Here is a 26,084-nt window from a genome sequence, read left to right on the forward strand (position 1 = left end):
TCCGTGGAACAGGTCCTCGCCAATCTCTTTCCCCTGCTGAACGCGCTGTGGTGGCCTTTCGTGCGCGCGATGGCGCTGCTGTCGGCCGCGCCCGTGCTGGGCGAGGCCATGGTGCCGGTGCCGATCCGGATGCTGGTATCGCTCGTCATCGCGGTATTGATGCTGCCGGTCACGGGCAAGACGATGGTGGTGATCGACCCGTTCTCGCTGGCCGCCGCCGTCGCCACCCTGGAGCAGGCCATCATCGGCTTCGTGCTGGGCCTGGCCTTCCATTTCGCCATGTCCGTCATCAGCCTGCTCGGCTACATCGTGTCCTCGCAGATGGGCTTCTCGATGGCGGTCATGAACGACCCGCTGAACGGTACGTCGTCGGACGTGGTCTCGGGCCTGTTGTCGATGCTGGCCATCATCGTCTTCTTCGCCATCGACGGCCACCTCGTCATCACCAACGTCATCGGCGCCAGCTTCAAGGCCTGGCCGCTGGGCTCGGGATTCGCGCCGCTGCTGCTGCAGACGGTCGCGTGGAACGTGGCGTGGATCTTCTCGGCGGCGATGCTGCTGGCGATTCCCATCGTGTTCTCCACCGTGGTGGTGCAGATCGGTTTCGGCTTCCTGAACCGCGTGGCGCCGTCGCTGAACCTGTTCTCGCTGGGCTTTTCCGTCATCACCGTGTATGGCCTCCTGATGCTGGGCCAGGTGGTGCGCTTCATTCCCGACCATTACACGCGCATGTCGGGCCAGGTGCTGGAGATGATCCGGCAACAGATGCAGGCGGCTCCCACCCTGGTGCCGCGCCCGCGCGCGGGGCTGACCCTGGAGGTGCCACGCCATGGCTGACAGCAGCGACAAGACCGAGAAGGCGTCACAGCAGAAGCTGAAGAAGGCGCGCGAGGAAGGGCAGGTGGTACGGTCGAAGGACCTGGCCACCGCCGTGGGCATCCTCGTCAGCCTGAAGCTGTTCATCTACCTGCTGCCGTCCTACCTGGACCAGTTCCGCGCCATCTTCGGCCAGAGCTTCGTCACGCTCGATGCAGGGGATGCGATCGGCAACGCGATGTCGGACGTGTTCTACGAAGCGAGCATCCTCCTGGTGAAGATGGTGGCGCCGCTGTTCATCGTGCCGTTCTGTATCGTGCTGTCGTCGGTGCTGCCGGGCGGGTTCATGCTGAGCGCGAAAAACCTGCAGCCGAAATTCTCCCGCATGAATCCCATGTCGAACATCGGCCGGCTGTTCTCGGCCAAGCATGGCGGCGAGCTGGCGCTGTCGGTCGCCAAGGCGGGCGTGCTGATCGCCGTGCTGGTGCACCTGGCCCGCTCCACGATACACGACTACACGCGCCTGCAGTCGCTGCCGCTGACGCAGGCGCTCGTCAACGGCGCCGGCCTGATGGCGGACGGCCTGATGGCGCTGGTGTCGATCTTCATCCTGTTTGCCATCCTCGACGTGCCGGCGCAGGCGTTCTTCTTCGCCAAGGGCCAGCGCATGAGCAAGCAGGAGGTCAAGGAAGAACACAAGAGCAGCGAGGGGCGGCCCGAAGTGAAGGGGCGTATCCGCCAGTTGCAGCGCGCCATGGCGCAGCGCAGCGCCCGGAAAACCGTGCCGACGGCCGACGTGGTGGTCGTCAATCCGGAACACTATGCCGTCGCCCTGAAGTACGACGAGTCGCGCGCCGAGGCGCCGTTCGTCGTGGCCAAGGGCGTCGACGAGCTGGCGCTGTACATCAAGTCGATCGCGCAGGAGCACAAGATCGAGGTGCTGACGTTGCCGCCGCTGGCGCGCGCGATCTACAACACGGCCCAGGTCAACCAGCAGATTCCCGTGCAGTTGTACCAGGCCGTATCGCAGGTGCTGCACTACGTGCTGCAGCTGAAGGCCTTCAAGACCGGGGGCAGGCAGGGACTGCCGCCATTCCCGGACCAGATCATTGTCCCGCCATCCATGAGTGAGGTTTCGCCGTCATGAATTTGTTGAACCGCATCGTCGCCGAATTACGCCGCCATAAGTTCGCCACGCCGCTGTTCGTCATGTCCATCCTGGGCATGATCATCCTGCCGTTGCCGCCGATCCTCCTGGACGTGCTGTTCACGTTTAATATCGTGCTGGCCCTGATCGTCATCCTCGTGTCGGTGCAGGCCAAGCGGCCGCTGGACTTCTCCGTGTTCCCCACGGTGATCCTGGCCACGACGATGCTGCGCCTGACCCTGAACGTGGCGTCCACCCGCGTGGTGCTGCTGCACGGCCACGAGGGCACGCACGCGGCCGGGCGGGTGGTGGAGGCGTTCGGCAACGTCGTCATCGGCGGTAACTTCGTCGTCGGTCTCGTCGTGTTCGTGATCCTGATGATCATCAACTTCGCCGTGGTGACGAAGGGCGCGGAGCGGATCTCGGAGGTATCGGCCAGGTTCACGCTGGACGCGCTGCCGGGCAAGCAGATGGCCATCGACGCCGACCTGAACGCAGGCCTGATCAACCAGGAAAAGGCGCAGCAGCGCCGCCGCGAAGTGGGGATGGAAGCGGACTTCTACGGCGCCATGGACGGTGCCTCCAAGTTCGTGCGGGGCGACGCCATCGCGTCGATCCTGATCCTCATCATCAACCTGGTGGGCGGTGTCGCCATCGGCGCGCTGATGCAGGACATGAGCTTCGGCGACGCGTTCCGCCAGTACGCGCTGCTGACGATCGGCGACGGCCTCGTCGCCCAGATCCCCGCGCTGCTGCTGTCGGCAGCCGCCGCCATCATCGTCACGCGTATTTCGGACTCGGGCGACTTCGAGTCCGAAGTGGGCAAGCAGCTGCTGGCCAGCCCGAACATCCTGTTCTCCGCCGCCGGCCTGATGGTCGTGCTGGGCATCGTGCCGGGCATGCCGTGGCTGCCGTTCCTGTCGTTCGGGGGCGCGCTGGCCTACGCCGGCTATCGCATGATGCAAGGCGCCGTGGCGCCGCCGGACACCAAGCAGATCGAGGCGATCCAGGCCGCGCTGTCGGAAGAGAAGACGCCGGAGCTGGAGTGGCAGAGCCTGCCCGTCGTGCACCCGCTGCAGGTGCTCCTGGGTTACAAGCTCGTCGGCCTGATCGACAAGGCGCAGGGCGAGGTGCTGACGAAGCGCATCCGCGGCGTGCGCCAGAGCCTGTCCGAAGGCATGGGCATGGTGCTGCCGCCGATCGGCGTGCGCGACGACCTGGGCCTCAAACCCTCGCAATACTCCGTGGTGCTGGGCGGCGCCGCCGTCGCCCACGCCGAGGTGTTCCCGGACCGGCTGATGGCGATCCCGTCGCCGAACATGTACGGGCAAGTGGACGGCATTCCCGGCGTCGAGCCGGCGTACGGCATGCCGGTGGTGTGGATCGACCCGGCCGACAAGGCACAGGCCCTGGGCATGGGCTACCAGGTCGTCGAAGCGCCCAGCGCGATCGCCACCCACGTGTCGAAGCTGATCCGCGAATACCTGCCCGAGCTGTTCCGCCACGACGACGTGGCCGCGCTGATGGAGCGCCTGACGGCGCTGGCGCCGAAGCTGGGCTCCGCGCTGGACAAGGCGATGACGCACACGCAGCTCTTGCGCGTGTTCCGCGTGCTGCTGGCGGAGAACGTGTCGCTGAAAGACATCGTACCGATCGCGACGACCTTGCTGGACAGCTCGGAGACGACCAAGGACCCGATCCTGCTGGCGGCCGAGGTGCGCTGCGCGCTGCGGCGGCAGATCGTCAACAGCCTGTTCGGCCAGAAGAAGGAAATGCTGGCCTTCAACCTGGGCGGCGAGCTGGAAAACATGCTGCTGGGCTCCCTGAACCAGGCGCGGGCCAGCGGCAAGATCGTGCTGGACAACTACCCGATCGACCCGCACCTGCTGGCCCAGCTGCAGGTCAACATGCCGGTGGCCCGCGAACAGATGAAGCAGGCGGCGACGCCGCCGATCCTGCTCGTGCTGCCGCAGATCCGGCCGCTCTTGGCGCGCTACGCAAGGTTGTTTGCGCCGGGGCTGCATGTGCTGTCGTATAACGAGGTGCCCGAGAACCGGGAGGTGTCGATTATCGGGACGGTGGGGTAGGGCGCCAAGGCGGGCACGTGCGCTAGCGCCGTTCCGCGTGGCGGCGTGCTTATTTTATTGTCGCCGGCTCGGCCCGAATGGGGACTGATGCGGCCGGACTGCGCTCCTGCCGGGTATTCACGGCAAACACCGTCAACAGTGTCTCGCGTGCCTGGGCAGCCTGCTGGTTACAAACGACCATGCGTCGTCCGTGTCGTTGCCGCGCAGCGTTTCAAGCCGATGACCACGAAAAGGACGCCTGACTGGATGAAGCGAAGCCCACTTTTGCGTCCGCATTTCCCTTGCCGACGAGCTCAAGTGAACTACCGACTCATCGCTAAACTACACTTTCAATGTCGCCGTGCGCAGTGGCGTCCGGCGTCCATTGGATGCGTTTCCGAAGTAACAGATGTCTCGGTGGAAGGGCTTTAGTCGATAATATATGGCGAAAGGTACTCTTGGGTAAATAGTTTGGTGCATGAGTTCAGTATGCAATCCGATGCGTCGTGATTGGAAATAAAATACATGTAAAAATCGTACCCGAAATGGAATTCGATTTCAGCGCCAATCAGTTTACACCAGAATTCCTCGCGCAATATAGAGGAGATCAGTCTTGGAAGCTGGGTTGTGGAAAATGATGCGCCTTCGTATATGTCACTTTCAGCAGTGTTGGTCTTTTCGAGCCCCTGAATCCGTAAGCTGCCAACGCGGAAATAATTGCATAGAACTAAGGCTAAGGATATATATTCGCCTTCGATGTTCAGATATTCCCTCATGCGTTCTTCATCAGTCACAGCAACTTCTGAGAAACTCTTCCACTCAGAATTCGGTGATCGTAATGTCCCGTCAAAGCCGAGATATTTATATTTCGTTATTCTATAGGAATAATTCATTCCAATCCCCATTCGTGATGGGATGAACCGTGGAAGTGATGTTTGCGTACTGGATCAGGTATGACATCGATTTCGACTCTCTGGCGTAATAATCGAGTATTGGTTTCAACGATAGAAATCACAGATTTCGCCTCTCCGACGGGCCGATGCGAGCGCGCATGTTCCTAGTCCCGCTGATGATGAGACCAGCTTTGTCGGCGGCCCGCGTATGGCAGGTGGCCATTAGTTGCTGCTGGGAGACGCCCGTAACAGGTCTTGCAGAAATTGGTTTTCCTCTTTTGTTAACACGTCATTAAACCGTGGGGCCGCTGAGGTCCACGGATACCCAAGATGGAAAATCTCGAGTGCCAGATCACGTATGAGAGCCCAAGCACGCTTGTCTTCAGACGTTCGCAACGCGCTTTTCAACCGTTCGAGTAAGGGCTTTGCGTCGCGCGGCGTCAAGAAGGTATCGTCATGGAAATGCGTCGCGCCGAGAATATGACAGGCGTATGAGGATCCTAACGCAGTAATTAAATAGAGGAGCGCATCTATGTACTGCAAAGGCGTGACAGCCAATTGGTCAGGAATAGTTGTGCCAGTTTTTATGTAGGAGTTTCGTAGCTCCAGGCACCTCGCTAAATAATCCGTGATGAGCGTATCCGGCGTGTCTTCAAAGTCATCCTCGCTAGAGTCTGCACCGGCTGTTCCGCCCAGGTCGCGCTGAGCTGCCAAGGTGCGAGCATGTGATAGGTCATAGCCGGAAATATTCTGCGGATGAGTCCAGCGGTACTCTCCCAGGCCTTCTTCCTCATATTCAATATGGCGAATTTCTGATAACGATATAGTGTGCATTTTTGTGCTTAGCCTATCCGGTTACGAATTTAATTTTGCGTTATATTTTGGTGTTACCGTTAGCGCCGTGTTAATGCGCTCTATATATGGATCAGCTAGCGCATGAAGCTGGGATTTTTGGCATGCAGTCAGATTATATGCTGCGTCAGATTGTTTTAGTATCTTTTTGAGACGGTCTCTGATGGCAATGCCTTTTGCAGTATGGAATTTTCCACCAGTCGGTAAACCCGTTGCCCGCTCATGGGCAATAGCGCCCGAAACGCCTCCCGGAATTGTAGGGTTTGCCCCAGCATGTCCGGCATCAGTAAAAATTGGCGGCCGGGGGGCGCTACTTGTGATGCATCGTAGGCAGTTTGCTGAGTTGGTAAGGAAGTAGCTGGCATCTCATTGGTCAAGATCAAATCGAGCGTGGCTTGATCAACACAGCTACCGCGGCAGATGTACACACAAACATCGGCGTTTTGCGAGCTATGGCAAGGTCATCGACAAGGCGCAGGGCGAGGTGCTGACGAAACGCATCCGCGGCGTGCGCCAGAGCCTGTCTGAAGGCATGGGCATGGTGCTGCCGCCGATCGGCGTGCGCGACGACCTGGGCCTCAAACCCTCGCAGTACTCCGTGGTGCTGGGCGGCGCCGCCGTCGCCCACGCCGAGGTGTTCCCGGACCGGCTGATGGCGATCCCGTCGCCGAACATGTACGGGCAAGTGGACGGCATCCCCGGCGTCGAGCCGGCGTACGGCATGCCGGTGGTGTGGATCGACCCGGCCGACAAGGCGCAGGCGCTGGGCATGGGCTACCAGGTCGTCGAAGCCCCCAGCGCGATCGCCACCCACGTCTCGAAGCTGATCCGCGAATACCTGCCCGAGCTGTTCCGCCACGACGACGTAGCCGCGCTGATGGAGCGCCTGACGGCGCTGGCGCCGAAGCTGGGCTCCGCGCTGGACAAGGCCATGACGCACACGCAGCTCTTGCGCGTGTTCCGCGTGCTGCTGGCGGAGAACGTGTCGCTGAAGGACATCGTGCCGATCGCCACCACCTTGCTGGACAGCTCGGAGACGACCAAGGACCCGATCCTGCTGGCGGCCGAGGTGCGCTGCGCGCTGCGGCGGCAGATCGTCAACAGCCTGTTCGGCCAGAAGAAGGAAATGCTGGCCTTCAACCTGGGCGGCGAGCTGGAAAACATGCTGCTGGGCTCCCTGAACCAGGCGCGGGCCAGCGGCAAGATCGTACTGGACAACTACCCGATCGACCCGCACCTGCTGGCCCAGCTGCAGGTCAACATGCCGGTGGCCCGCGAACAGATGAAGCAGGCGGCCACGCCGCCGATCCTGCTCGTGCTGCCGCAGATCCGGCCGCTGCTGGCGCGCTATGCAAGGCTGTTTGCGCCGGGGTTGCATATGTTGTCGTATAACGAGGTGCCCGAGAACCGGGAGGTGTCGATTATCGGGACGGTGGGGTGAGGGCCGCGAAGAACTGGGGTCAGACTGAGATGGCCCGGATATCGTAGCCAGGTCCACAGGCTTGTTGCATCGATTGCAAACGCGCTATGCTTGCGGCCTCTATCAACACTGCCGACTTCGAATGATGTTTCCCGACGCTGATCAGGCGATTGCATGATCGCCAGCATCGAATTCGCCACGGGATTGCTGGGGCTGTTCCTGGCTTTTCCACTGCTGGCAATGATGCGCAACCGCCCCGCGAACGGCTGGCTGGGCCTGTTCATCCTGTCGGTCTCGCTGCTGTCCCTGGCCTTTCCCATCTACGCCCGGCTGCCGCAACTGTTCGGCTTGTTCGACTGGCCGCTTGCCGCGGTGGGTGCGTTCTTCTACTGCTACGTGCGCAGCCTGACCGGCCTCGGTAACGCTCGCCAGCAGCAGTGGCACTTCCTGCCTCTCGCGTTGCTCGTTGGCGCCCTGGCATACGGCCGTGCCTTCCACTCTGGCCCTGACTTGCTCGGCCTGCTGTTTGGTGGTTCGCTGCCGTTGTTCGGCATGCTGCTGCTGGGTTTCCAGCTGCTGGCTGGATGCTACGCCGTGGCAGCGCTGTACCGGCTCGGCCAGTACCGGACGAGATTGCGCGAGCGTTATTCGTCGGTCGAGCGGCGCGATCTGCAGTGGCTCTCTTGGCTCAGTGTGTGCTTTATTGCGCTGCTGATCTTGTGGATACCATCCAATTTGATCGGGGGAGTCTGGACACTACTGCTGATTCTCGGGCGATTGCTCGTCCTGTATTTTGTCGGCTGGTTCGGCTTGCGCCAGGGGGCCGTATTCATGACGCCCATCGCCGCGGGCAAGGCGGACGGAATCGATCAAGCCGCCCGGCCGGCGGTCATCGAGGTGAAAACGCCGGCTGACGAATTCTCTTGCGCCGATATCGATCCGGTGGTGGAACAGAAATATGCACGCTCCGGCATGACGGAAGCGGCCGGGCAGTTGATCGGCGAGCGTATGCGGCGCTGGGAGGAGCATGAGCGCGGTTATCTCGATTCTGATATCAAACTGGTCGATCTCGCTGAATGCATCGGGACATCGCCCCAATTGCTGTCGCAGTATCTCAACGATATTCTCGCGACGAGTTTTTTTGATTACATCAATGGCCTGCGCGTCGCCGAGGTCCAGCGACTGATGCGCGATCGTGCCAACGACGGGCGTACACTGCTGGACCTCGCGTTCGCGGCTGGCTTCAACAGCAAGTCCACGTTTAACAATTCTTTCAAAAAAATCAACGGCTTGGCGCCTTCCAGCTGGCGCCGGCTGCAGCGCGGGACGTCCGTGCCGATCGGCCAGGGCGTCGCCGCGAGCGTGTCGGAGCACACTTAAGGCCGGCTGTCTGACCAAAGGCAGCTATCGCCCCGCGCTGCGGCCCACTATCGGCCGTGCAGGGTTTTCCATCCTGACGACATTTCTTCATGAAAAACATCTTCCTCGCTTTTTCGCTGGCGGCGCTGGCTGCGAGCAGCGGGCCGGCGCTGGCTGGCGATAACGTGATTACCCCACCGATGGTGACAATCAAAGGCGGCCAATTCTTGATGGGCAGCCTTGATAATCCCAAGGACGACAATTATCCGACCTCCGAGCCGGTGCACGCAGTTAAAATAAAATCGTTCCGCCTGTCCAAATACGAAACGACGGTCAAGCAGTTTCGCCAATTCGTCGAGGCGACAGGCTACCGGGCTGCCGGCGATTGCTGGAAACTTGCGGCCAATGATTGGGGTATGGAAGCGGGGCCGGTGGCTTGGGATTCGCCTGTCAATGCGCCCACCGATTATCATCCGGTCATGTGCGTGAGCTGGAACGATGCCCATGCTTACGTGCAATGGCTGTCCCGGCAAACGGGCAAACAATATCGCTTGCCGAGCGAAGCGGAATGGGAATACGCCGCCCGCGCGGGCAGCAACGCGCGCTATCCGTTTGGCAACGATCCCGCGGCGCTTTGCAAGTATGCCAATGTGTTCGACCGCAGCGGCAAGGCTGCCATCACGCGCCTGACGGGTAAATCCAGGGACGAAGTGAACTGCGATGACGGGGCGGGATTGACGTCGGTGGTGGGCATGTATGCGCCCAATGCTTTCGGGCTGCACGACATGCTTGGCAATGTGGGCGAATTTGTCGAGGACTGCCAGCATTTGACCTACGAAGGCGCTCCCGCCGACGGCAGCGCGTGGACGAGTGCGTGCGCGGCGTTTCACGGCGGTGCGATGGCGATCCACCGCGGCGGCGGCTACAACAATGGCGCGGTCGGTGCCAGCCCGACCTATCGCGGACACGCCGGCCTGGACAACCGCAGCAGCCTTGGCGAAGGGTTCCGTATCGCTGAAACGATCGAGGGCGAGCCGAAGCAAAAGAGCCGTGACGCAAAGGCGGCGCAGCAAAGTGCATTCGAGGCAGGCCTCGCCAGCGCGCAACACGCGGAACGCATCAGCCGGGGCGGGGCCAAGGCCAGCCCGAAATAGTCGACCGTCGGCAGCGTGGCGGCCGTTCGGCAGGCCGCCGCCAACAGGCGGATGCCGGCCGCCAGCAATCGCTACGGCAGGATCGCCTCCGGATCGCTGGCGCACACGTCGCGCAGCGCCTGGCGCTGGCCCAGCCACTGGTTCGTCAGGCACAGCAGCGTGGCATTGACGGTTTCGCCTTGCCTGGTGGTCTCGATCAGCACCTCGGCATGGAACGGCCGGCCCTGGACGGGCGTGACGGTCAGCGACATGCGGGTCGGCAGCTCGCCGCGGCGCACTTCGGTGGCGGCGGTGGTCACCGGGCGCACGCCGCCGCTGGCGTGCTTGCGCACCAGGGGATGTGCCGCGACGACTTTGTGTGCTTCGGTCTCGATGCGCGCCCGCGCGCTGGCCTCGCTGACGGCGCCCGGGGCGCAGCGGCGCGTGTGCTCTTCGGCCAGCTTGCGGTCGACGTCTGCATCGGCCGCGGCGGATCTGGCGCGCATGGCCGCCTCCCCGGCGACCTGGTCGGGGAGGCGGCCGAGGCCCGTGGCGATGTCCGCCTCGACCTGCGCCATTTTCGCCTGCGCATCGGCGCCGGCGCGCGCGGCGCGTTCGCGGAACGGGTCCGGCGTGGCCTTGTCCCATGCCTGCAGCCGTTCCACTACCCGACGCGTCACGGCCGGGTCGGCGGCCAGGGCCGGCATGACCAGGGGCGCGACCACCATCTGCATGGCGCCCATCGCCGCGCCGATCTCGCCCGGCTCCAGCGCCAGTTGCCGGGCCGAGCGCAGCCGCGCGGCCAGGTACAGGAATGCCGCCTGCTCCTTGTCGCCTGTGGTGCGGGCAGCCTGCGCCAGCTGGAACAGCACGACCGGATACGAGGGCATGGCGGGATCGCGCAGCGCGCTGTCGATGGCGCCTCGTACGATGGCGGGGTCGCAGGAGGCCAGCGGGGCCGTGGTGTCCGCTGCCGGCGCGGCGACGGCGGGGCGCCACAGGGGAACCAGGCACAGGGCCATGGCGGGCAGCAGGGTGAATTTCATCGGTGTTCCGGACGACCTGGTAACGGGCAGGTGCCGCTCATCTTATCTTACTACGGGAGCATGGCAATGCGAGCGCGCCGCGGTCCTGTCTCCAACCAACCGCGGTGTGAGGCAAAGCGCGGCTCACCGCGCGCTCGACGTGAGAGCGAGCGCCTCATCCTCCTGACGGGGGGACGCATGGATGCGTATGCTGACCGCCGGGCCCCGCTCCTGCCGGGCGTTAACGGCGTACACAGTCAACAGCGTCTCGCGTGCTTGGCTTGCTTGCGTGGGATTTTCGAAGATGCTGAAGTCGAACAGCATTGCATTGCCCTCGATCTTGCCGCGGTGGGGTTCGGGCTCGATGAACATGAACGCGTCATCGGACTGCACAAAACGAAATCCCGTCTGCGCAAGATCCGCCGCGGTGCCGTTTTGCAGCTGTACGCTCAGCATGACCTGTCCCTGGATGCATGAGTCCGTTCGCAAGAAAGGATCGGCCGGCGCCAGCGGTGCCCGGTCGATACGCTGCACGCTCACGACAGGCGGCGCAAGGTTCGTGTTGACGGGGGCGCGGTCCCAGTCGAATGTCTCGGGCACCGCCGGGGCGAACGGCCGGTAGTTCGAAATGAACATGCAAGGGTATGCAGGCAGAGAGGCAACGCCAAGCACGGCGGCAATGACGAGCGGTCGCAGCATGGTGATGAGCTATCGTGAAAAAGACACGATAGCATCGATAAACGAAACCTGGCGCAAAGGACGCGCCAGGCTCAGCGGGACAGAAATGGGAATGCGCGCTGGCGCGCCGTGGGCGCTACCGTCCCGCGCCCGGCTCGAAAAACAACTCATCCGCCGGCAGCGGCTGCGACAGCAGCACCGCCACCTCGGCCATCGTGCGGAACAGGGCGGGCGTCAGCTGGTCGACTTGCCGTCCGCTCGGCTGGTTGCCGCCGACAGGCGCCAGTTCGCGCATCAGGTGGGCGCGCGCGATGGTGATGCCGCTGCGGTTCGCCAGTTGCGCGATCTGCGGCAGCAGCGTGCGCATGTGCTGCATCGCCGCCTGCTGGGCTGCACCGATCTCCAGCAGCACGCCGCCCACGATCGGTTCCATCTGCACGACAACCTTGCCCAGGTCCCCCAGGAACACTTCCAGGCGCAAGGCGAGCCGGGGCGCTGCGGGACGCCGCGCACGGCGCTCGGATTCGTCGTCCTCCAGCGCGCGCGTCACCACCCGCAGCACGAGCTTTTCGGCGCCCCACGCGTACACGGCGAATTTCCACGCCTCCGTCTCGGCCACCACGTGCGAGGGCACGCGGCCGCCCTGCAGTACCGTGGCCGCCTGGTCCGACTGGAACAGGCCCGATGGCAGGCGCCGGCCTTCGGCCTGCTGCTGCAGGGCCGCACGCTGCTCGGCGTAGTTGCGCACCATGACCATCCAGGATGCCGCCAGTACCGACGTGTCGGGCGTCTGCCAGACCAGCTGGCGCGCCGCGAACAGCTGGTTCGGCTGCATCGCGCCCGTGTCGGCCAGCAGGCCTTCCAGCGCCATCTTGCCGGCCAGCGCGGCCGGTGCGGCACTGGCGAGCAGGCGACCGTCCATCGCGTCCAGCGCGGCACCCACGGCCGCGGGCAGGCCCGGGTCGAGCGCGAACGGCGCTCCGGCCGGCGCCTCGCCCGTAAGCGGCGGCGGCACGAAGGGGCGCGGCTGCTGGCCCGTGGGGTCGCGGAGTATCCGTTCGGTGACGGTCGGCGCGGTAGGCGCGAGTCGGTCTATTGCCATACAAACAGCTTACCATGCAGGGATAAAAAAAAGCCAACCGCGCTGGCGGTTGGCTCCGGCTGGGGCGGACCCGATCGCGGGTCCGGCCATCAGGATTATTGCAGCAGGGACAGGACCAGCGAGGACTGGCTGTTGGACTGCTTCAGCATCGCGGTGCCGGCTTGCAGCAGCATCTGGTTCGACGTCATGTTGGCCGATTCCGTCGCGAAGTCGACGTCCATGATGCGGCCGGAGGCGTTCTTCGTGTTGGTCGAGATGCTCGACAGGTTGTTGTAGACGTGATCCAGGCGGTTCGAGACAGCACCCAGCTTCGAGCGCATCGTGCCCACGGAGTCGATCGCGTCGGACAGCGTCTTGATCGTCGCGTTGGCGTTGGTCGCGCCGGTGGCGGCGTCCGCACCGGAGATTTCCGTACCGGCGGATGCAGCAGCCGTGCCGGCGGCGCCGTCGTACTGCGTGGCGGCCAGCTTGATCTTGGCGTGCACGGCGGTCATTTCGACCGAGAAGTCGGCCGTCATTTTTTCGTCCTTGTCGGAACCGATCTGGAACGTGATCGTGGTCGACAGCTTGCCGGTCGTGTCCGTCAGCAGGTTGGTGCCGCCGAACTTGGTGTTCGTCATGATGTTGCCCAGTTCGTTCGACAGCGAGTCGAACTCGGCCTGCATCGCGGACTGGTCATCCTTGGTCGAGGAACCGTCGGCAGCTTGCGTTGCCAGATCCTTCATGCGGTTCAGGATGTTGGTCGTCTCATCCAGCGCGCCTTCGGCGGTTTGCATCAGCGAGATCGAGTTCTGCGTGTTGCGCATTGCCACTTGCATGCCGCTCGTCTGGGTCTTCAGGCGGGTCGCGATCTGCAGGCCAGCAGCGTCGTCCATGGCGGAGTTGATACGGTAGCCGGTCGACAGGCGGGTCATCGACGTCGACAGGGTGCTCTGCGTGCGGGTCAGCGAGTTCTGTGCGGACAGGGCGGCGTTGTTGGTGTGAAGGCTCAGCATGTTGGTTACTCCGGTTCTAAGGGGTTCGATTTAGAGCAGCTTTCTGCGCTCTCATGAGTACAAGACGACCGCCCTGGAACGGACATTAAGTGCCGCGCGGAAATTATTTCAGTTTTTTTTGCGGGTGAAAAAAAAGCGCCCGGGGCTGGGCCCGGGCGCCGTTGTCGGATTGCTACCGAACCGATATCACATATTCGGATAGTTCGGACCGCCGCCGCCTTCCGGCGTCACCCAGACGATGTTCTGGGTCGGGTCCTTGATATCGCACGTCTTGCAGTGGACGCAGTTCTGGGCGTTGATCTGCAGGCGCTCGGCGCCGTCGTCGTTCTTGACGAACTCGTACACGCCAGCCGGGCAGTAGCGCTGCTCCGGGCCTGCGTACTTCGCCAGGTTGACATCCACCGGGACCGACGGGTTCTTCAGCGTCAGGTGGACCGGCTGGTCTTCCGCGTGGTTCGTGTTGGAGATGAACACGGACGACAGCTTGTCGAACGTCAGCTTGCCGTCCGGCTTCGGGTAGACGATCGGCTGGTAGTTCGCCGCCGGCTTCAGGCAGGCATGATCCGGCTCGCTGTGGTGCAGGGTCCAGGGCGCCTTGCCGCGGAACACGATCTGGTCGATGCCCGTCATGATGGAGCCGTAGATCAGGCCTTTGTTCAGGTACTGCTTGACGTTGCGCGCCACGTGCAGTTCCTCGTGCAGCCAGGACTGCTCGAACGCGACCGGGTAGGCCGTCAGCTCGTCGAACTGGCGGCTCTCGCCCAGCGCGGCCACGAGGGCCTCGGCGGCCAGCATGCCCGACTTGATGGCGGCATGGCTGCCCTTGATGCGGCTCATGTTGAGGAAGCCGGCGTCGCAGCCGATCAGTGCGCCGCCCGGGAATACCAGCTTCGGCAGCGACTGCAGGCCGCCGGCCGTGATGGCGCGGGCGCCATACGAGATGCGCTTGCCGCCTTCGAAGAACTGGCGGATTTCCGGGTGCGTCTTGTAGCGCTGGAATTCCTCGTACGGCGACAGGTACGGGTTCTGGTAGTTCAGGCCGACGACGTAGCCGACGACGACCTGGTTGTTTTCCATGTGGTACAGGAACGAGCCGCCGTAGGTGTCATGCGCCAGCGGCCAGCCGGACGTGTGGATGACGAGACCGGGCTGGTGCTTGGCGGGATCGATTTCCCACAGTTCCTTGATGCCGATGCCGTACGCCTGCGGGTCCTTGCCCTTGTTCAGGTCGTACTTGGCCATCAGCTGCTTGCCCAGGTGGCCGCGCGAGCCCTCGGCGAACAGCGTGTACTTGCCATGCAGTTCCATGCCCAGCTGGAAGTCGGGGCCCGGCTCGCCGTCGCGCTTGACGCCCATATTGCCGGTGGCGACGCCCTTGACGGAGCCGTCCTCGTTGTACAGGATCTCGGCGGCGGGGAAGCCGGGGAAGATCTCGACACCCAGCGCTTCGGCCTGCTGGCCCAGCCAGCGCACGACATTGCCGAGCGAGATCACGTAGTTGCCATGGTTTTCCAGGCACTTCGGGATCATGAAGTTCGGCGTCTTGTAGGCTTTGGTCTCGGTCAGGAACAGCACGCGGTCTTCCGTGACCTCGGTATTCAACGGCGCGCCCAGCTCTTTCCAGTTGGGAATCAGCTCGGTCAGCGCGCGCGGATCCATGACGGCGCCGGACAGGATATGGGCGCCCAGCTCGCCGCCTTTCTCCAGTACGACAACAGAAATCTCCTGGCCCTTCTCCTGGGCCAGTTGCTTGATGCGAATGGCTGCCGACAGGCCGGCCGGGCCGCCGCCGACGATCACGACGTCATACTCCATCGCTTCGCGCGGGCCGTACTGTTCAACGAGATTTGTCATATGAATTGTAGTTTTGAAGGTGAAACGTAGAAATTAGCACGAGTGTGCTTCTTTTCCCGCGCAAATGCAACGGCATTGTATTAGATGTTCCCGTCTAATACGGTTGATTGTGTAAGATATTGGACACTACGCGGACACTACGCGGACACTGAGCGAAGAATGCGCGGGCACGCGCCGTGACAACGAACAACAAGGAGCAGTCGTGGGCATCGAAGTCAATTTTGAAGGCAAGATCGCGCTGGTCACGGGCGCGTCGTCGGGACTGGGCGCGCGCTTCGCCAAGGTGCTTGCCAGCGCCGGCGCACAGGTGGTGCTGGCATCGCGCCGCACCGAGCGGCTCAAGGAGCTGCGCGCGGAGATCGAGGCGGACGGCGGCGCGGCCCACGTGGTGGCGCTGGACGTGACGGACTACGCCAGCATCAAGTCCGCCATCGCCCACGCCGAGACGGAGGCCGGCCCGATCGACATCCTCGTCAACAACTCGGGCGTCTCGACGACGCAGCGCCTGGTCGACGTCACGCCGGAAGACTACAGCTTCATCATGGACACCAACCTGCGCGGCGCCTTCTTCGTGGCTCAGGAAACGGCCAAGCGCATGATCGCGCGGGCCAAGGGCGACCCGAAGAAGCAGCACCGCATCATCAACATCGCCTCGGTGGCCGGGCTGCGCGTGCTGCCGCAGATCGGCGTCTACTGCATGAGCAAGGCGGGCATCATCCACATGACGAAGGCCATGGCGGTGGAGTGGGGCAAGTACGGCATCAATACCAATGCGATCTGCCCGGGCTACATCTCGACGGAAATCAACGAGGACTATTTCGCCAGCGAACAAGGGCAGCGCCTGATCGACCTGCTGCCGCGCAAGCGCCCCGGCAAGCCGGAGGACCTCGATGGCCTGATGCTGCTGCTGGCCGGCGAGGAGGCGCATTTCATCAACGGCGCCGTGATTTCGGCCGACGATGGGATGACGGCGCAGTGAAATCCGGTGACGGGCGCCCGCAGGGGCCGTGGATCGTAGATGGGCGGCGTGGAGCGGAACGAGCGCCTCTGGCGCCGCGCGCAGCTTGCAATTGGAGAATGTCTTGATCACTGCGCAGGAGCGCTATCGTGGCGCGTTGGCCGGCCTGGCCTGCGGCGACGCCCTCGGCACGAGCGTGGAATTCGCGCCGCGCGGCACGTTTGCCGAGGTGACGGACATGACGGGCGGCGGCCCCTTCGGGCTGCAGCCGGGCCAATGGACCGACGACACGTCGATGGCGCTGTGCCTTGCCCACAGCCTGCTGTATCGGCAAGGTTTCGATGCGATCGACCAGATGAACCGCTACTGCAACTGGTACCAGTACGGTTACCTGAGCAGTACGGGCGATTGCTTCGACATCGGCAACGCGACGGCGGGTGCGCTGCGTCGTTACCTCGCCGACAAGAACCCGTTTGCCGGCTCGCCGGACCCGGCCAGCGCAGGCAACGGGGCATTGATGCGGCTGGCGCCGGTGCCGATGTTCTACGCTGCCGACCAGGCGGCCGTCTGGCGCTTTGCCGGCGAGAGCACGCGCACGACGCATGGCGCGGCGGAGGCCATCGACTGCTCGCGCCTGTTTGCCCTGCAGGTGCAAGCCGCCTTGCTGGGACGGCCGAAGCACGAGGTGCTGGCGCCGCCATGCCCGGAACCGTTGAGTGCAAAGGTCGCGGCGCTTGCGGCTGGCGCCTACCTTGACAAGCCGGTCGGCGCCATCAAGGGCAGCGGTTATTGTGTCGAGTCGCTCGAGGCGGCGCTGTGGTGCTTCGCGCACACCGACACTTACGCGGCGGCCGTGCTGCGCGCCGTGAACCTGGGCGACGATGCCGATACCACTGCGGCGATCTGCGGCCAGCTGGCGGGCGCCTATTATGGGATCGGGCAGATTCCCGGCCATTGGGTGGCGCAACTGGCATTGCGGGACGAGATCTTGCTGCTGGCGGACCGGCTCCTGTCGGAGCGGGCAGCCTGATATTGGGGACAGCCTCCGATTGACATTGTGATATTGGGGACAGCCTCCAATTGGCGGCTGGGGCGCAAGCGGATCAACAGGGTCTGCCCCGTAGGGGCCTGACCCTAATGCCGCTAAGTTAAGCGCACGGTCGCGGGGTTAGGGTCTGCCGGGCCGCCGTATCGCCCCGCAGGGGACTGACCCTGGTTTTAATCGCAGAAGCATGAACTTCCGCGAGAAAAACCGGGGTCAGCCGGATCGCCGGACCGCCCAAAAAACGGGACAGACCCCAAGCCTTGAGGCTGTTGTACGGATATCAGAATCTCTTAACTTAGCGGCATTAGGGCCTGACCCTGGTTTCAATCAGGGAGTGGGGAACAGCCTCCGAATCCCGTTGCCCTGGGTTACCGGCTGCCGCGGCTGGTGCTATCGGAGGCTGTCCCCGATTCGCGCCCGGCCGTGCTATCGGTGATATCGGAGGCTGTCCCCGATTTGGTGTGCTGCCGCGGTTCGGCGACTTCGTACGCCAGCGCTGCCGCCAGCGTCACCTCCAGCGCGGTGCCCTGGCCCGGGCCGCTGGCCATGCGCAGGCTGGCGCCGATGCCGGCGGCCCGTTCGCGCATGCCGACCAGGCCCCAGTGGCCCGGCCGGCTGCCGGCCTGCGCCACGGCGGCGTCGAGGCCGCGGCCGTCGTCGCGCACCCGCAGCGTGAAGGCGGCGGCGCCGTAGTCCACTTCCAGCACGATGTGCCCGGCCTGGGCGTAACGGGCGGCGTTGCACAGCGCCTCGCGGGCGATCGCCTGGATCTCCTCGCTGACGTGGGCCTGCAGCGGCTGGCGCGTGCCCGTCACTACCATCTCGAACGCATGCGTGCCCGGTTCGGCCAGGCCGTCGGCAAACTCGCGCAGCGCTTCGGCCAGGTCGGCCGGCGGCGCGCTGGCACGCAGGTCCATGATCTGGTCGCGGCCCTCGGCCAGCAGGCGGTCGGCGCGGTCCAGCGCCAGGTCGAGGCGGGCGCGCTCGCGCGAGCCAGCCGGCAGCTGGCGCACGTGCGCGTGGAATGACATGATCAGGCCCTGCACGGCCTGCAGCAGCGTGTCGTGCAGCGAGCGGGCGATGCGCGAGCGCTCGGCCAGGCGTTCGTGCATGCGTTCCTGCAGGCGCTCTGCCAGGCGGCGCGTCACGTGCCGCATGCGCAGCACATAAGCGCCGAACAGCAGCGCGCCTGCGGCAAGTACCAGCAGCACGATGAACCATGGCGTCTGCACGAAGGTGGGCGGGATATGCAGGTCGAGGACGGCGCCCGCGTCGTTCCACAAGCCGTCCTCGTTGGCGGCCGTGACGTGGAAGCGGTACGTGCCCGGCGCCAGGTTGGTGTAGAACGCCTCGCGCCGGCCCACGGCTTCCTGCCAGCCATGGTCGACGCCCTCGAGCCGGTAGCGCAGCCGGACCCGCTCCGGCATCGCCAGCGACAGCGCCGTGAAGGCCACCTGCACGCTGTCGCTCCCTTGCGGCAGGGTCACCGCGGCGCCAGCCGGATAAGCGCGGCCCGCAGCGGTAACGGCGCGGATCAGCACCGGCGGCGCCAGCCGGTTGCGCGGGATATTGACCGGGTCGAGCAGGGCGACCGCGCTGCCGGTGGCAAACCACAGCAGGCCATCCGGCGCCACCACGAGCGATGGCAGCGGCCGCAGTTGCGAAGCGTGGCCGCGCAGGCCGTCGAGGGCGCCGAAGCGCTCGAAAGCGACGGGATCCGACGGCGCGCGCAGCCAGCGGGCCAACGCATCTGCCGCGATCCGGTAGATGCCGTCCGCACCGTGCAGCCACAGGTCGCCGCCGGCCAGCCGGACGATGCCCGACACGCCCCGGAACGGCTCGCCGCCTGCGCCGCGCAGGGGAAGGAAGCCGCCGTCGCGGTACAGCGCCGTGCCGGCCTCGCCGCCGGCCCACATGCCGGCGCCATCCGGATACAGGGCCAGCACGGTGCCCACGTGCAGGCCGTGGCGCGCGTCGAGGCGATGGACTCGCTCGTCGCGCCCGACCAGGCTGACCTGGTTGCGGGCATGACCCATCCAGATCGCGCCGTCGGCGCCGCGCGCCATCGTCAGCGCCAGCGCGGACGGAAACCCGGCCAGGCCGCCGTCCCGTGTCCAGCGCCCGTCCCGCAGGCGGAACAGGCCGCCGCCGGAGAACGATGCCCACAGTGCGCCGTCGTCGGCCTGCAGCAGGGCTTGCGGATCGAGCCCGCGCACGCCGGCCGGAGCACGGTGGCGCCGCCCAGCCGGTAGCCCACCCACAAGGCGCCGTCGCGCGCGGCCAGCAGGCCAAGGACATTGGTGGAGTAGAGCGGGTGCCCGTGTACGCTGTCGGTGCGTTCGAAGCGCACGCCGTCGTAGCGGTACAGGCCCGTGGCGGTGGCGATCCACAGCCAGCCGTCCGCGCCCTGGGCGAATTTCAGCACGTCGACGGGAGCGCCCTGCAGGCTGCCCCAGGCCGTGTGCGTGTAGTCGACCGGCAGCGGCGCGGGCGCGGCGCGGGCAGGCAGCGAGACCAGCAGCCAGAGCAGGATGACCGCGCGGCGCAGGAGGCGGAGTAAGGTCACGGGCAGGTGGATGATTACCAAATGTCAACTGTCACTATAGCCTATTGCCGCGCAGCGGTCACGGGGCCGGGTTCGCCCAGCAGTTCGACGATCCAGTCGATGAAGACCCGCAGCCGGCGGCTGACGTGGCGCGTGGCGGGATAGGCGACATACAGCGGCATCGGATCGACGTCCCAGCCGGCGAACAGGGGCAGCAGCGCGCCCGAGGCGGCGTGCGGCCGGGCCATGTAATCGGGCAGCCACAGCACGCCAAGGCCGGCCAGGCCTGCCGCCAGGTAGGCGTTGCCGTCGTCGGTGCGCACCGCGTAGCGCCCGTGGACCCGGGCCTCCTCACCGCCACGCCGCATGGCGTAGGGCGCATGGCCGTCCGGCGTGGACCAGCGGTAGGCGATGATGCGATGGCGCCGGTCCGCCAGCTCGTCCGGATGCGCCGGAACGCCGGCACGGGCCAGGTAGGCGGGGGCGGCGTAGACGCCCAGGCGCAGGTCCGCCAGGCGGCGTGCCTTGAGTGCATTGTCCGTCACGGCGCCGCCCCGCACGACGCAATCGACGCCGTCGCCGATCGGGTCCACCTTGCGGTCGCTGGCGCCCAGCTCCAGTTCGATGTCCGGATAGCGCGCATGGAAGGCCGGCAGCGCGGGCATCAGCACCAGCGTCGCCAGCGGGCTCGGTACGTCCACGCGCAACGTGCCGCGCGGAGCGGTGGCGGCGCCAGGCAGGCCGCTTTCCAGCGCTTCCAGCCCGGCCAGCAGCCGCACTACCTGCTCGTAATACGCGGCACCGTCGGCCGTGACGTTGACCTTGCGCGTGGTGCGATGCAGCAGCTGCACGCGCAGGCGTGCCTCCAGCTGCTGCACGAGCTGCGTCACCGTCGTGCGGCTCAGGTGCAGCGTGGCGGCCGCCTTGGTGAAACTGCCCGTCTCGACGACGCGGACAAAGGCCTGCATGGCATGGAACCGGTCCATTCGATCTCCCGTTTGTTTGGATTATACAAACAGTCTTGCGCAAGCTTGCCCGTTTATGCCCGCGGAGGGACCGGCTACAGTTTGTGTCAACCAAACAAAGAGGAGCAACAGCATGACACGTGACGTCGTTTTCCCGGCGGGTCGCCAGGCCCTGTATGAACGCAACCGCTATTCGCCGGCGGTGCGGGCTGGCGGCCTGCTCTTCGTCTCCGGCCAGGTGGGCAGCCGCGAGGACGGCTCGCCGGAACCGGAGCTGGATGCCCAGGTGCGGCGTGCGTTCGCGAACCTGAACGCCGTGCTGGCGGCGGCCGGCTGCACCTTTGCCGACGTGGTGGACGTGACCGTCTTCATCGTCGATCCGGAAGAGCGCTTCGAACGCATCTGGGTGGTCGCGCAGGCGTTCTGGGGCGAGGCGCCTTACCCCACGGTGACGGCCGTCGGCGTCACCTGGCTGTATGGCTTCGACTTCGAGATCAAGGTGGTGGCGCAGCTGCCGGGTTGAATTCGCGGCAGTGGCTTTGCACGGATGGGACCGTGTCCATGTCGGGGTGTGACCCCATGGTGGACATGGGCTCAGCCGTTGGCGCCGGCCTGGCCGGTCATCCGCGCCCGCACCACCCGGTGCACGAAGCCCAGCTTTGCCAGCACGGCCGGCCCCAGCGTGAACGGATAGGCGTCCGGCATGCCGATGCTGCGGCTCAGGCTGTTGAGGACGTACGTCAGGGCGAACCATTCCTGCGCCGTGTCGTCGAAGGCGTCGGTCCTCGCGGGCGCCACGGCGATTTCCAGTGCCGGCTCGTTCGGCTTGCGCGGCGTGAGCGAGACGCCGCACGCATGCGCGGTCTCCAGCGTGTCCATCATGTGCAGGTAGTGCGCCCACGTCTCGGCCCAGTCTTCCCACGGGTGCGCGCTGGCATAGCTGCTGACGAAGCGGCTCTCCCAGTCCGCCGGCGGACCGTCGCTGTAATGGCGCTGCAGGCTGGCGCCATAGTCGGCGCGCTCGTCGCCGAACAGCTCGCGGCATTCGTCGATCCACGGCGTGCCCACCACCAGCCGGTCGAAATAATAATGCCCGCTTTCGTGGCGGAAGTGCCCAAGAAGCGTGCGGTATCGCTCGTGCATCTGCTCGCGCGTGCGCTCGCGCTCGGCCGGGTCGGCCTCGGCGATGTTCAGGGTGATGACGCCGTTGGCGTGCCCCGTCATGACCGGCTCGCCGGAGACGCCGTCCTCCAGGAACTGGAATGCCAGGCCCGTCTCAGGCTCGACCTCCTTCGAGACGGGCGTCAGGCGCAAGGTCGCCAGCGAAAACAGCAGGCGGCGCTTGGCCGCTTCCAGGCGCGACCACAGCACGCGGTTCTTGTCCGACGACAGGGCAGGGATCACGACGGTCAGCTGGCACGATGCGCACAGCTCGTGGGGATCGTCGGCCGGCAGCATCCAGTTGCACACGTCGTGCTGGACGTAATTGGCGCACTGCTTGTACAGCTTGCCCTCGTCGCGCCGGTTCAGGCTGCGCCACTGGCCGTTGCCGGCAGGGTCGAAGCTGTTGATGCTGCGCAGCGTCGGCTGGTAGCCCAGCATGCTGCCGCAGTTGAAGCAGACGGTGTTCTCGAAAAAGACCTGCTGGGCGCACTTGTCGCAATGAAACGTGATCATGGGCTTTGTCGGAATGTAAGTTGTTAGTATTTCATGAATCTAACAGCTAACGCCAGCCGGCAGCGCCCGGCACCGACCGGCGGCGCTAGCGCGTCACGCCCATCAGTTTGTGCACCAGCTCGCTCGACGTCGCGGCGCCGAACTTGCGCATCAGCTTGGCACGGTGCATTTCCACCGTGCGCGGCGACAGGTCCGTTTCGCGCGCGATCATCTTGCTGGTCTTGCCTTCGACCAGGAAGGCGGCGATCTCGCGTTCGCGCGGCGTCAACTCGGCCGATACCGGGCGCTTTTCGCTGACGTCCTCGAACGTCCACACCCCGGCCCCCAGCGGGTCGCGCGGGTCGAGCGCGCGGCCCGTGACGTGGCACCAGAACAGCTCACCGCTGGCGCGGCGCATGATGCGCTCGTCCGAATAGCGGCCGCGCGCGTTCATGATGGGGATGATGCGGTGGCCGGTACGCAGGAACTCGTCCATCGTGGGGTACAGGCGCAGGAAGGATTCGCCGTCCAGCGCGCCGTGCGGGTAGCCGAACATCGACGTCAGCGCGTCGTTGCTGGACTGGATCACGCGGTTGACGGAGATGCACATGCCCACGGGCGCGAACTTGAAGATGGTTTCGTAGTCGATTTCGTAGGGGGCGTTCATCGGTGCGGCGTCATCCGTATTTCCATTGATAACCTCAGGTTGCAGGTATTTCTACGGTATTGTACTTTCCAGTCGTGTCCTCTATTCTGGTACGCCATCTGTACGACAGAGCGGGACCTTGCGTGCACGCTCGCGTGCACCGGGGGAGCTTATCAAAAAATAGAGGGGTCACCAATGAACAAAATCTATCCCGACGCGAACGCGGCGCTGGCCGGCATCGTCCAGGACGGCCAGACGATCGCCGTCGGCGGCTTCGGCCTGTGCGGCATTCCCGAGGCGCTGATCGCGGCGCTGCGCGATTCCGGCGTCAAGGGCCTGACGGCCATCTCCAACAACGCGGGCGTGGATGGCTTCGGCCTGGGCCAACTGCTGGAAACGCGCCAGATCAGGAAGATGGTCGCCTCCTACGTGGGCGAGAACAAGGAATTCGCGCGGCAGTACCTGGCCGGTGAGCTGGAGCTGGAATTCACCCCGCAAGGCACGCTGGCCGAGAAGCTGCGTGCCGGCGGCGCCGGCATCCCCGCCTTCTTCACGAAGACCGGCGTCGGCACGATCGTTGCCGAAGGCAAGGAAATCCGCGAGTTCGACGGCGAGCAGTACGTGATGGAGCGCAGCCTGGTGGCGGATGTGGCGCTGGTCAAGGCGTGGAAGGCCGACAAGGCCGGCAACCTGGTGTACCGCAAGACGGCACGCAACTTCAACCCCAACGTGGCCGCCGCCGGCAAGATCACTGTCGTCGAAGTCGAAGAGCTGGTGGAAGTGGGCAAGATCGATCCGGACGAAGTCCACACGCCCGGCATCTTCGTGCACCGCATCGTGCTGAACGCCCACCCGGAAAAACGCATCGAACAGCGCACCGTGCGTTCGAACTGAGGAGACAGACATGGCATGGACTCGTGATCAAATGGCCGCGCGCGCGGCGCAGGAGCTGCAGGACGGCTTCTACGTGAACCTGGGCATCGGCCTGCCCACCCTGGTGGCCAACTACGTCCCGAACGACATCGAAGTATTCCTGCAGTCGGAAAACGGCCTGCTGGGCATCGGCCCGTTCCCGACCGACGAGGAAGTGGACGCCGACCTGATCAACGCGGGCAAGCAGACCGTGACGGCGCTGCCGGGCTCGGCCTACTTCAGCTCGGCCGACTCGTTCGGCATGATCCGCGGCGGCAAGATCAACCTGGCGATCCTGGGTGCGATGCAGGTGTCGGAAAAGGGCGACCTGGCCAACTGGATGATCCCCGGCAAGATGGTCAAGGGCATGGGCGGCGCGATGGACCTCGTCGCCGGCGTCAAGAAGGTGGTGGTGCTGATGGAGCACGTGGCCACCGCCAAGGATGGCACCACGTCGCACAAGATCCTGCCGCAGTGCGACCTGCCGCTGACGGGCGTCGGCGTCGTCGACCTGATCATTACCGACCTGGGCGTGATGGAAGTCACGGAGGGTGGCCTGAAGGTCACCGAGCTGGCGCCGGACGTGACGCGCGAGCAGATCGCCGCCGCCACCGGCGTGGCGCTGGACTTCTCAAAGCTCTGATCGGTAAGCGCTTGAACGAAGGCACGCCGCGGCGTGCCTTTTTTTTGCTTTTCAAATCGAGGAGAAAACGATAATGCAACCCAATGCCATGTCCCGCGCCGCCTTCAGCGCCCGGGTGTTTGCCGTGTACGTAGTGGCAGTCGGGGCAGTGCTGCTGCTGGTGCCGAACCTGCTGCTGCGGCTGTTCGGGATCGCTCCCACCGCCGAGATCTGGATACGGGTGGCAGGCCTGATCGCGTTCAACCTGGGCATCTACGTGTGGGTGGCGGCCCACTACCGGCCGTTCCTGCAGGCGTCGATCTACACGCGGAGCCTGGTCTTTGTCGTGCTGACCGGTTTTGCGCTGTCGGGTATGGCCGACCCGATGCTGGCGCTGTTCGGCGTGGTGGACCTGGCCGGTGCCGTCTGGACCTGGCTGGCCCTGCGGGCGGACGCGCGGGTTGCCGGCCCCCTGGCCGTGGCCGGCATCGGGGCGGTGCGATGACGGTGTCGCGCCTGCCCCGGCGGCGGGTATTGCAACTGGTCGCGCTGGCTGCCGCGGCCGTCGGGTGCACGCCATTGCCGCGTACCGCTGAGGCGCAGCCGGGCAGCGGCTTCAACGGCGTGCTGCTGTTGCGTCGCGACGGAACGCACCTGCCGCTGACGCCGCTGCAAGCCACGCTGCGCTTCGGCGCCGCCCCGCCGGCCTTCGCGCCCGGCAGCCGGTTCGATTATTCGCTGACGAACTGGGTGGTGCTGGCCGCCATCGTCGAGCAGGTTACCGGCGTGCCGTTCCGCACGACCGTGACGGAACTCGTACTGCGTCCCGCCGGCACGCGCGACACGGGATTTGCCGACGGCTTGTTCGGTGGAGCTGGCGAAGCCATCGCGTACGCCGCGCCCGAGCCTGGCCTGCCAGCGCGCCGCAAGATGTCGCCCACGCCCGCATATGCCGCTGCCAGCGGCAGCCTGTACAGCACGGCGGCCGACCTGGCGCTGCTGGCGCGCATGGTGTACGACGGCCCGCTGCTGGCACCAGCCTCGCTGGCCGAGCTGGGCAGGGTGCAGGTGCCGGATGAGGAGTATGCGCTGGGCGGCCGCGTCAAGCGCATGGTGCTGGGTGGTCGGGAGCGGCCGGTAGCATGGTTGACCGGGGCTGTGGGCGGCTACAAGTCACTGCTGGCTTATGTGCCGGGCGACGGCGCCACTGTCGCGATGCTGGGGAATATGGACCGGTGCAATCGACGCAGGCCGCGACGGCCCGGCGGCTGCTGGGCGAGTTGTACGCCTGAGGTACGGGTCAGTGCTGCGCGCGGAGGCACGTTCGTCGCTCGCGCTGTGTCTGTAAAGCCGCGTTCGATTTGACCTCGGCCAACGGCACGATAATATTTCATT

23 protein-coding genes and 1 pseudogene are annotated in these 26,084 nt (G+C 65.0%); 13 read left to right on the forward strand and 11 right to left on the reverse strand.

The features are described from left to right. Window positions 1-3: 3 nt before the first annotated feature. The 3 genes from fliR to PX653_RS04675 are packed head-to-tail and all read left to right on the forward strand — an operon-like array spanning window position 4 to window position 4,050. Window positions 4-837, forward strand: a complete 834-nt coding sequence (gene fliR, locus PX653_RS04665) for a flagellar biosynthetic protein FliR (RefSeq protein WP_277416753.1) — start codon at window positions 4-6, stop codon at window positions 835-837. Further along, a complete protein-coding gene (gene flhB / locus PX653_RS04670) occupies window positions 830-1,963 on the forward strand; it encodes a flagellar type III secretion system protein FlhB (RefSeq protein ID WP_277416754.1) in 1,134 nt (377 codons plus the stop codon). The genes fliR and flhB overlap by 8 nt, the downstream gene beginning before the upstream one ends. Next, entirely contained in the window at window positions 1,960-4,050 is a 2,091-nt protein-coding gene (locus tag PX653_RS04675; protein ID WP_277416755.1) for a flagellar biosynthesis protein FlhA, read from the forward strand. The genes flhB and PX653_RS04675 overlap by 4 nt, the downstream gene beginning before the upstream one ends. Before the next feature lie 1,094 nt (window positions 4,051-5,144). Here the strand turns inward: PX653_RS04675 and PX653_RS04680 are convergent. Continuing rightward, window positions 5,145-5,756 (reverse strand): hypothetical protein, encoded by a 612-nt coding sequence (locus PX653_RS04680; RefSeq protein WP_277416756.1) that lies wholly within the window; start codon window positions 5,754-5,756, stop codon window positions 5,145-5,147. Window positions 5,757-6,234: 478 nt separating this feature from the next. On the opposite strand from PX653_RS04680, the pseudogene PX653_RS04685 reads away from it, so the two are divergent. The 3 genes and pseudogenes from PX653_RS04685 to PX653_RS04695 all read left to right on the forward strand — a co-directional run. Next, window positions 6,235-7,215, forward strand: a pseudogene (locus tag PX653_RS04685) (FHIPEP family type III secretion protein); the annotation flags it as partial. 153 nt (window positions 7,216-7,368) lie between these two features. Beyond that, complete coding sequence (locus PX653_RS04690; RefSeq protein WP_277416757.1) at window positions 7,369-8,574, forward strand: helix-turn-helix domain-containing protein; 1,206 nt, start codon at window positions 7,369-7,371, stop codon at window positions 8,572-8,574. Between the two features lie 89 nt (window positions 8,575-8,663). Then, complete coding sequence (locus tag PX653_RS04695) at window positions 8,664-9,707, forward strand: formylglycine-generating enzyme family protein (RefSeq protein WP_277416758.1); 1,044 nt, start codon at window positions 8,664-8,666, stop codon at window positions 9,705-9,707. A 71-nt stretch (window positions 9,708-9,778) separates the two neighbouring features. Here the strand turns inward: PX653_RS04695 and PX653_RS04700 are convergent, their stop codons facing one another. The 5 genes from PX653_RS04700 to PX653_RS04720 all read right to left on the reverse strand — a co-directional run bounded on the left by PX653_RS04700 (window position 9,779) and on the right by PX653_RS04720 (window position 15,301). Beyond that, window positions 9,779-10,732, reverse strand: a complete 954-nt coding sequence (locus PX653_RS04700) for a hypothetical protein (protein ID WP_277416759.1) — start codon at window positions 10,730-10,732, stop codon at window positions 9,779-9,781. Window positions 10,733-10,855: 123 nt separating this feature from the next. Further along, window positions 10,856-11,347, reverse strand: coding sequence for a hypothetical protein (locus PX653_RS04705; protein ID WP_277416760.1), 492 nt, complete (start codon window positions 11,345-11,347; stop codon window positions 10,856-10,858). A gap of 178 nt (window positions 11,348-11,525) precedes the next feature. Then, window positions 11,526-12,491: a hypothetical protein gene (locus PX653_RS04710; protein WP_277416761.1), complete on the reverse strand. Its 966-nt coding sequence runs from the start codon at window positions 12,489-12,491 to the stop codon at window positions 11,526-11,528. 95 nt (window positions 12,492-12,586) lie between these two features. Continuing rightward, the gene (locus tag PX653_RS04715) at window positions 12,587-13,486 is read right to left on the reverse strand and encodes a flagellin N-terminal helical domain-containing protein (protein ID WP_277416762.1); all 900 of its coding nucleotides are present in this window, start codon (window positions 13,484-13,486) and stop codon (window positions 12,587-12,589) included. Between the two features lie 186 nt (window positions 13,487-13,672). Then, a complete protein-coding gene (locus tag PX653_RS04720; protein WP_371876461.1) occupies window positions 13,673-15,301 on the reverse strand; it encodes an electron transfer flavoprotein-ubiquinone oxidoreductase in 1,629 nt (542 codons plus the stop codon). Between the two features lie 241 nt (window positions 15,302-15,542). Between PX653_RS04720 and PX653_RS04725 the strand changes: the two genes are divergently transcribed. Beyond that, window positions 15,543-16,319, forward strand: a complete 777-nt coding sequence (locus PX653_RS04725) for an SDR family oxidoreductase (protein WP_277416764.1) — start codon at window positions 15,543-15,545, stop codon at window positions 16,317-16,319. A gap of 106 nt (window positions 16,320-16,425) precedes the next feature. Next, entirely contained in the window at window positions 16,426-17,328 is a 903-nt protein-coding gene (locus PX653_RS04730; protein WP_277418516.1) for an ADP-ribosylglycohydrolase family protein, read from the forward strand. Window positions 17,329-17,711: 383 nt separating this feature from the next. Here PX653_RS04730 and PX653_RS28195 read toward each other — a convergent pair whose 3' ends face one another. The 3 genes from PX653_RS28195 to PX653_RS04745 are packed head-to-tail and all read right to left on the reverse strand — an operon-like array spanning window position 17,712 to window position 20,874. Beyond that, window positions 17,712-19,409 carry a sensor histidine kinase gene (locus tag PX653_RS28195; RefSeq protein ID WP_307731067.1) on the reverse strand — a complete coding sequence of 566 codons (1,698 nt, stop codon included), beginning with the start codon at window positions 19,407-19,409 and terminating at the stop codon, window positions 17,712-17,714. Window positions 19,410-19,411: 2 nt separating this feature from the next. After that, the gene (locus PX653_RS04740; protein WP_277416765.1) at window positions 19,412-19,909 is read right to left on the reverse strand and encodes a hypothetical protein; all 498 of its coding nucleotides are present in this window, start codon (window positions 19,907-19,909) and stop codon (window positions 19,412-19,414) included. A 41-nt stretch (window positions 19,910-19,950) separates the two neighbouring features. Next, a complete protein-coding gene (locus PX653_RS04745; RefSeq protein ID WP_277416766.1) occupies window positions 19,951-20,874 on the reverse strand; it encodes a LysR family transcriptional regulator in 924 nt (307 codons plus the stop codon). A gap of 112 nt (window positions 20,875-20,986) precedes the next feature. On the opposite strand from PX653_RS04745, the gene PX653_RS04750 reads away from it, so the two are divergent. Continuing rightward, window positions 20,987-21,376 carry a Rid family hydrolase gene (locus PX653_RS04750; RefSeq protein WP_277416767.1) on the forward strand — a complete coding sequence of 130 codons (390 nt, stop codon included), beginning with the start codon at window positions 20,987-20,989 and terminating at the stop codon, window positions 21,374-21,376. Between the two features lie 71 nt (window positions 21,377-21,447). Here the strand turns inward: PX653_RS04750 and PX653_RS04755 are convergent, their stop codons facing one another. Then, window positions 21,448-22,530, reverse strand: coding sequence for a zinc-binding metallopeptidase family protein (locus tag PX653_RS04755; protein ID WP_277416768.1), 1,083 nt, complete (start codon window positions 22,528-22,530; stop codon window positions 21,448-21,450). 85 nt (window positions 22,531-22,615) lie between these two features. Next, window positions 22,616-23,176, reverse strand: coding sequence for a PAS and helix-turn-helix domain-containing protein (locus tag PX653_RS04760; protein ID WP_277416769.1), 561 nt, complete (start codon window positions 23,174-23,176; stop codon window positions 22,616-22,618). A gap of 174 nt (window positions 23,177-23,350) precedes the next feature. Here PX653_RS04760 and PX653_RS04765 point away from each other — a divergent pair, with 174 nt between their 5' ends. From PX653_RS04765 to PX653_RS04780, 4 genes are all read left to right on the forward strand, one after another. After that, complete coding sequence (locus PX653_RS04765) at window positions 23,351-24,049, forward strand: CoA transferase subunit A (RefSeq protein WP_277416770.1); 699 nt, start codon at window positions 23,351-23,353, stop codon at window positions 24,047-24,049. A gap of 10 nt (window positions 24,050-24,059) precedes the next feature. Beyond that, the gene (locus PX653_RS04770) at window positions 24,060-24,710 is read left to right on the forward strand and encodes a CoA transferase subunit B (RefSeq protein ID WP_277416771.1); all 651 of its coding nucleotides are present in this window, start codon (window positions 24,060-24,062) and stop codon (window positions 24,708-24,710) included. Window positions 24,711-24,783: 73 nt separating this feature from the next. Further along, window positions 24,784-25,194: a hypothetical protein gene (locus PX653_RS04775; RefSeq protein WP_277416772.1), complete on the forward strand. Its 411-nt coding sequence runs from the start codon at window positions 24,784-24,786 to the stop codon at window positions 25,192-25,194. Beyond that, window positions 25,191-26,054 carry a serine hydrolase domain-containing protein gene (locus tag PX653_RS04780; RefSeq protein ID WP_277416773.1) on the forward strand — a complete coding sequence of 288 codons (864 nt, stop codon included), beginning with the start codon at window positions 25,191-25,193 and terminating at the stop codon, window positions 26,052-26,054. Before PX653_RS04775 ends, PX653_RS04780 begins: the two co-directional genes overlap by 4 nt. The last annotated feature ends 30 nt before the right edge of the window (window positions 26,055-26,084 follow it).

Source organism: Pseudoduganella chitinolytica, assembly GCF_029028125.1.
Taxonomy (GTDB): domain Bacteria; phylum Pseudomonadota; class Gammaproteobacteria; order Burkholderiales; family Burkholderiaceae_D; genus Rugamonas; species Rugamonas chitinolytica.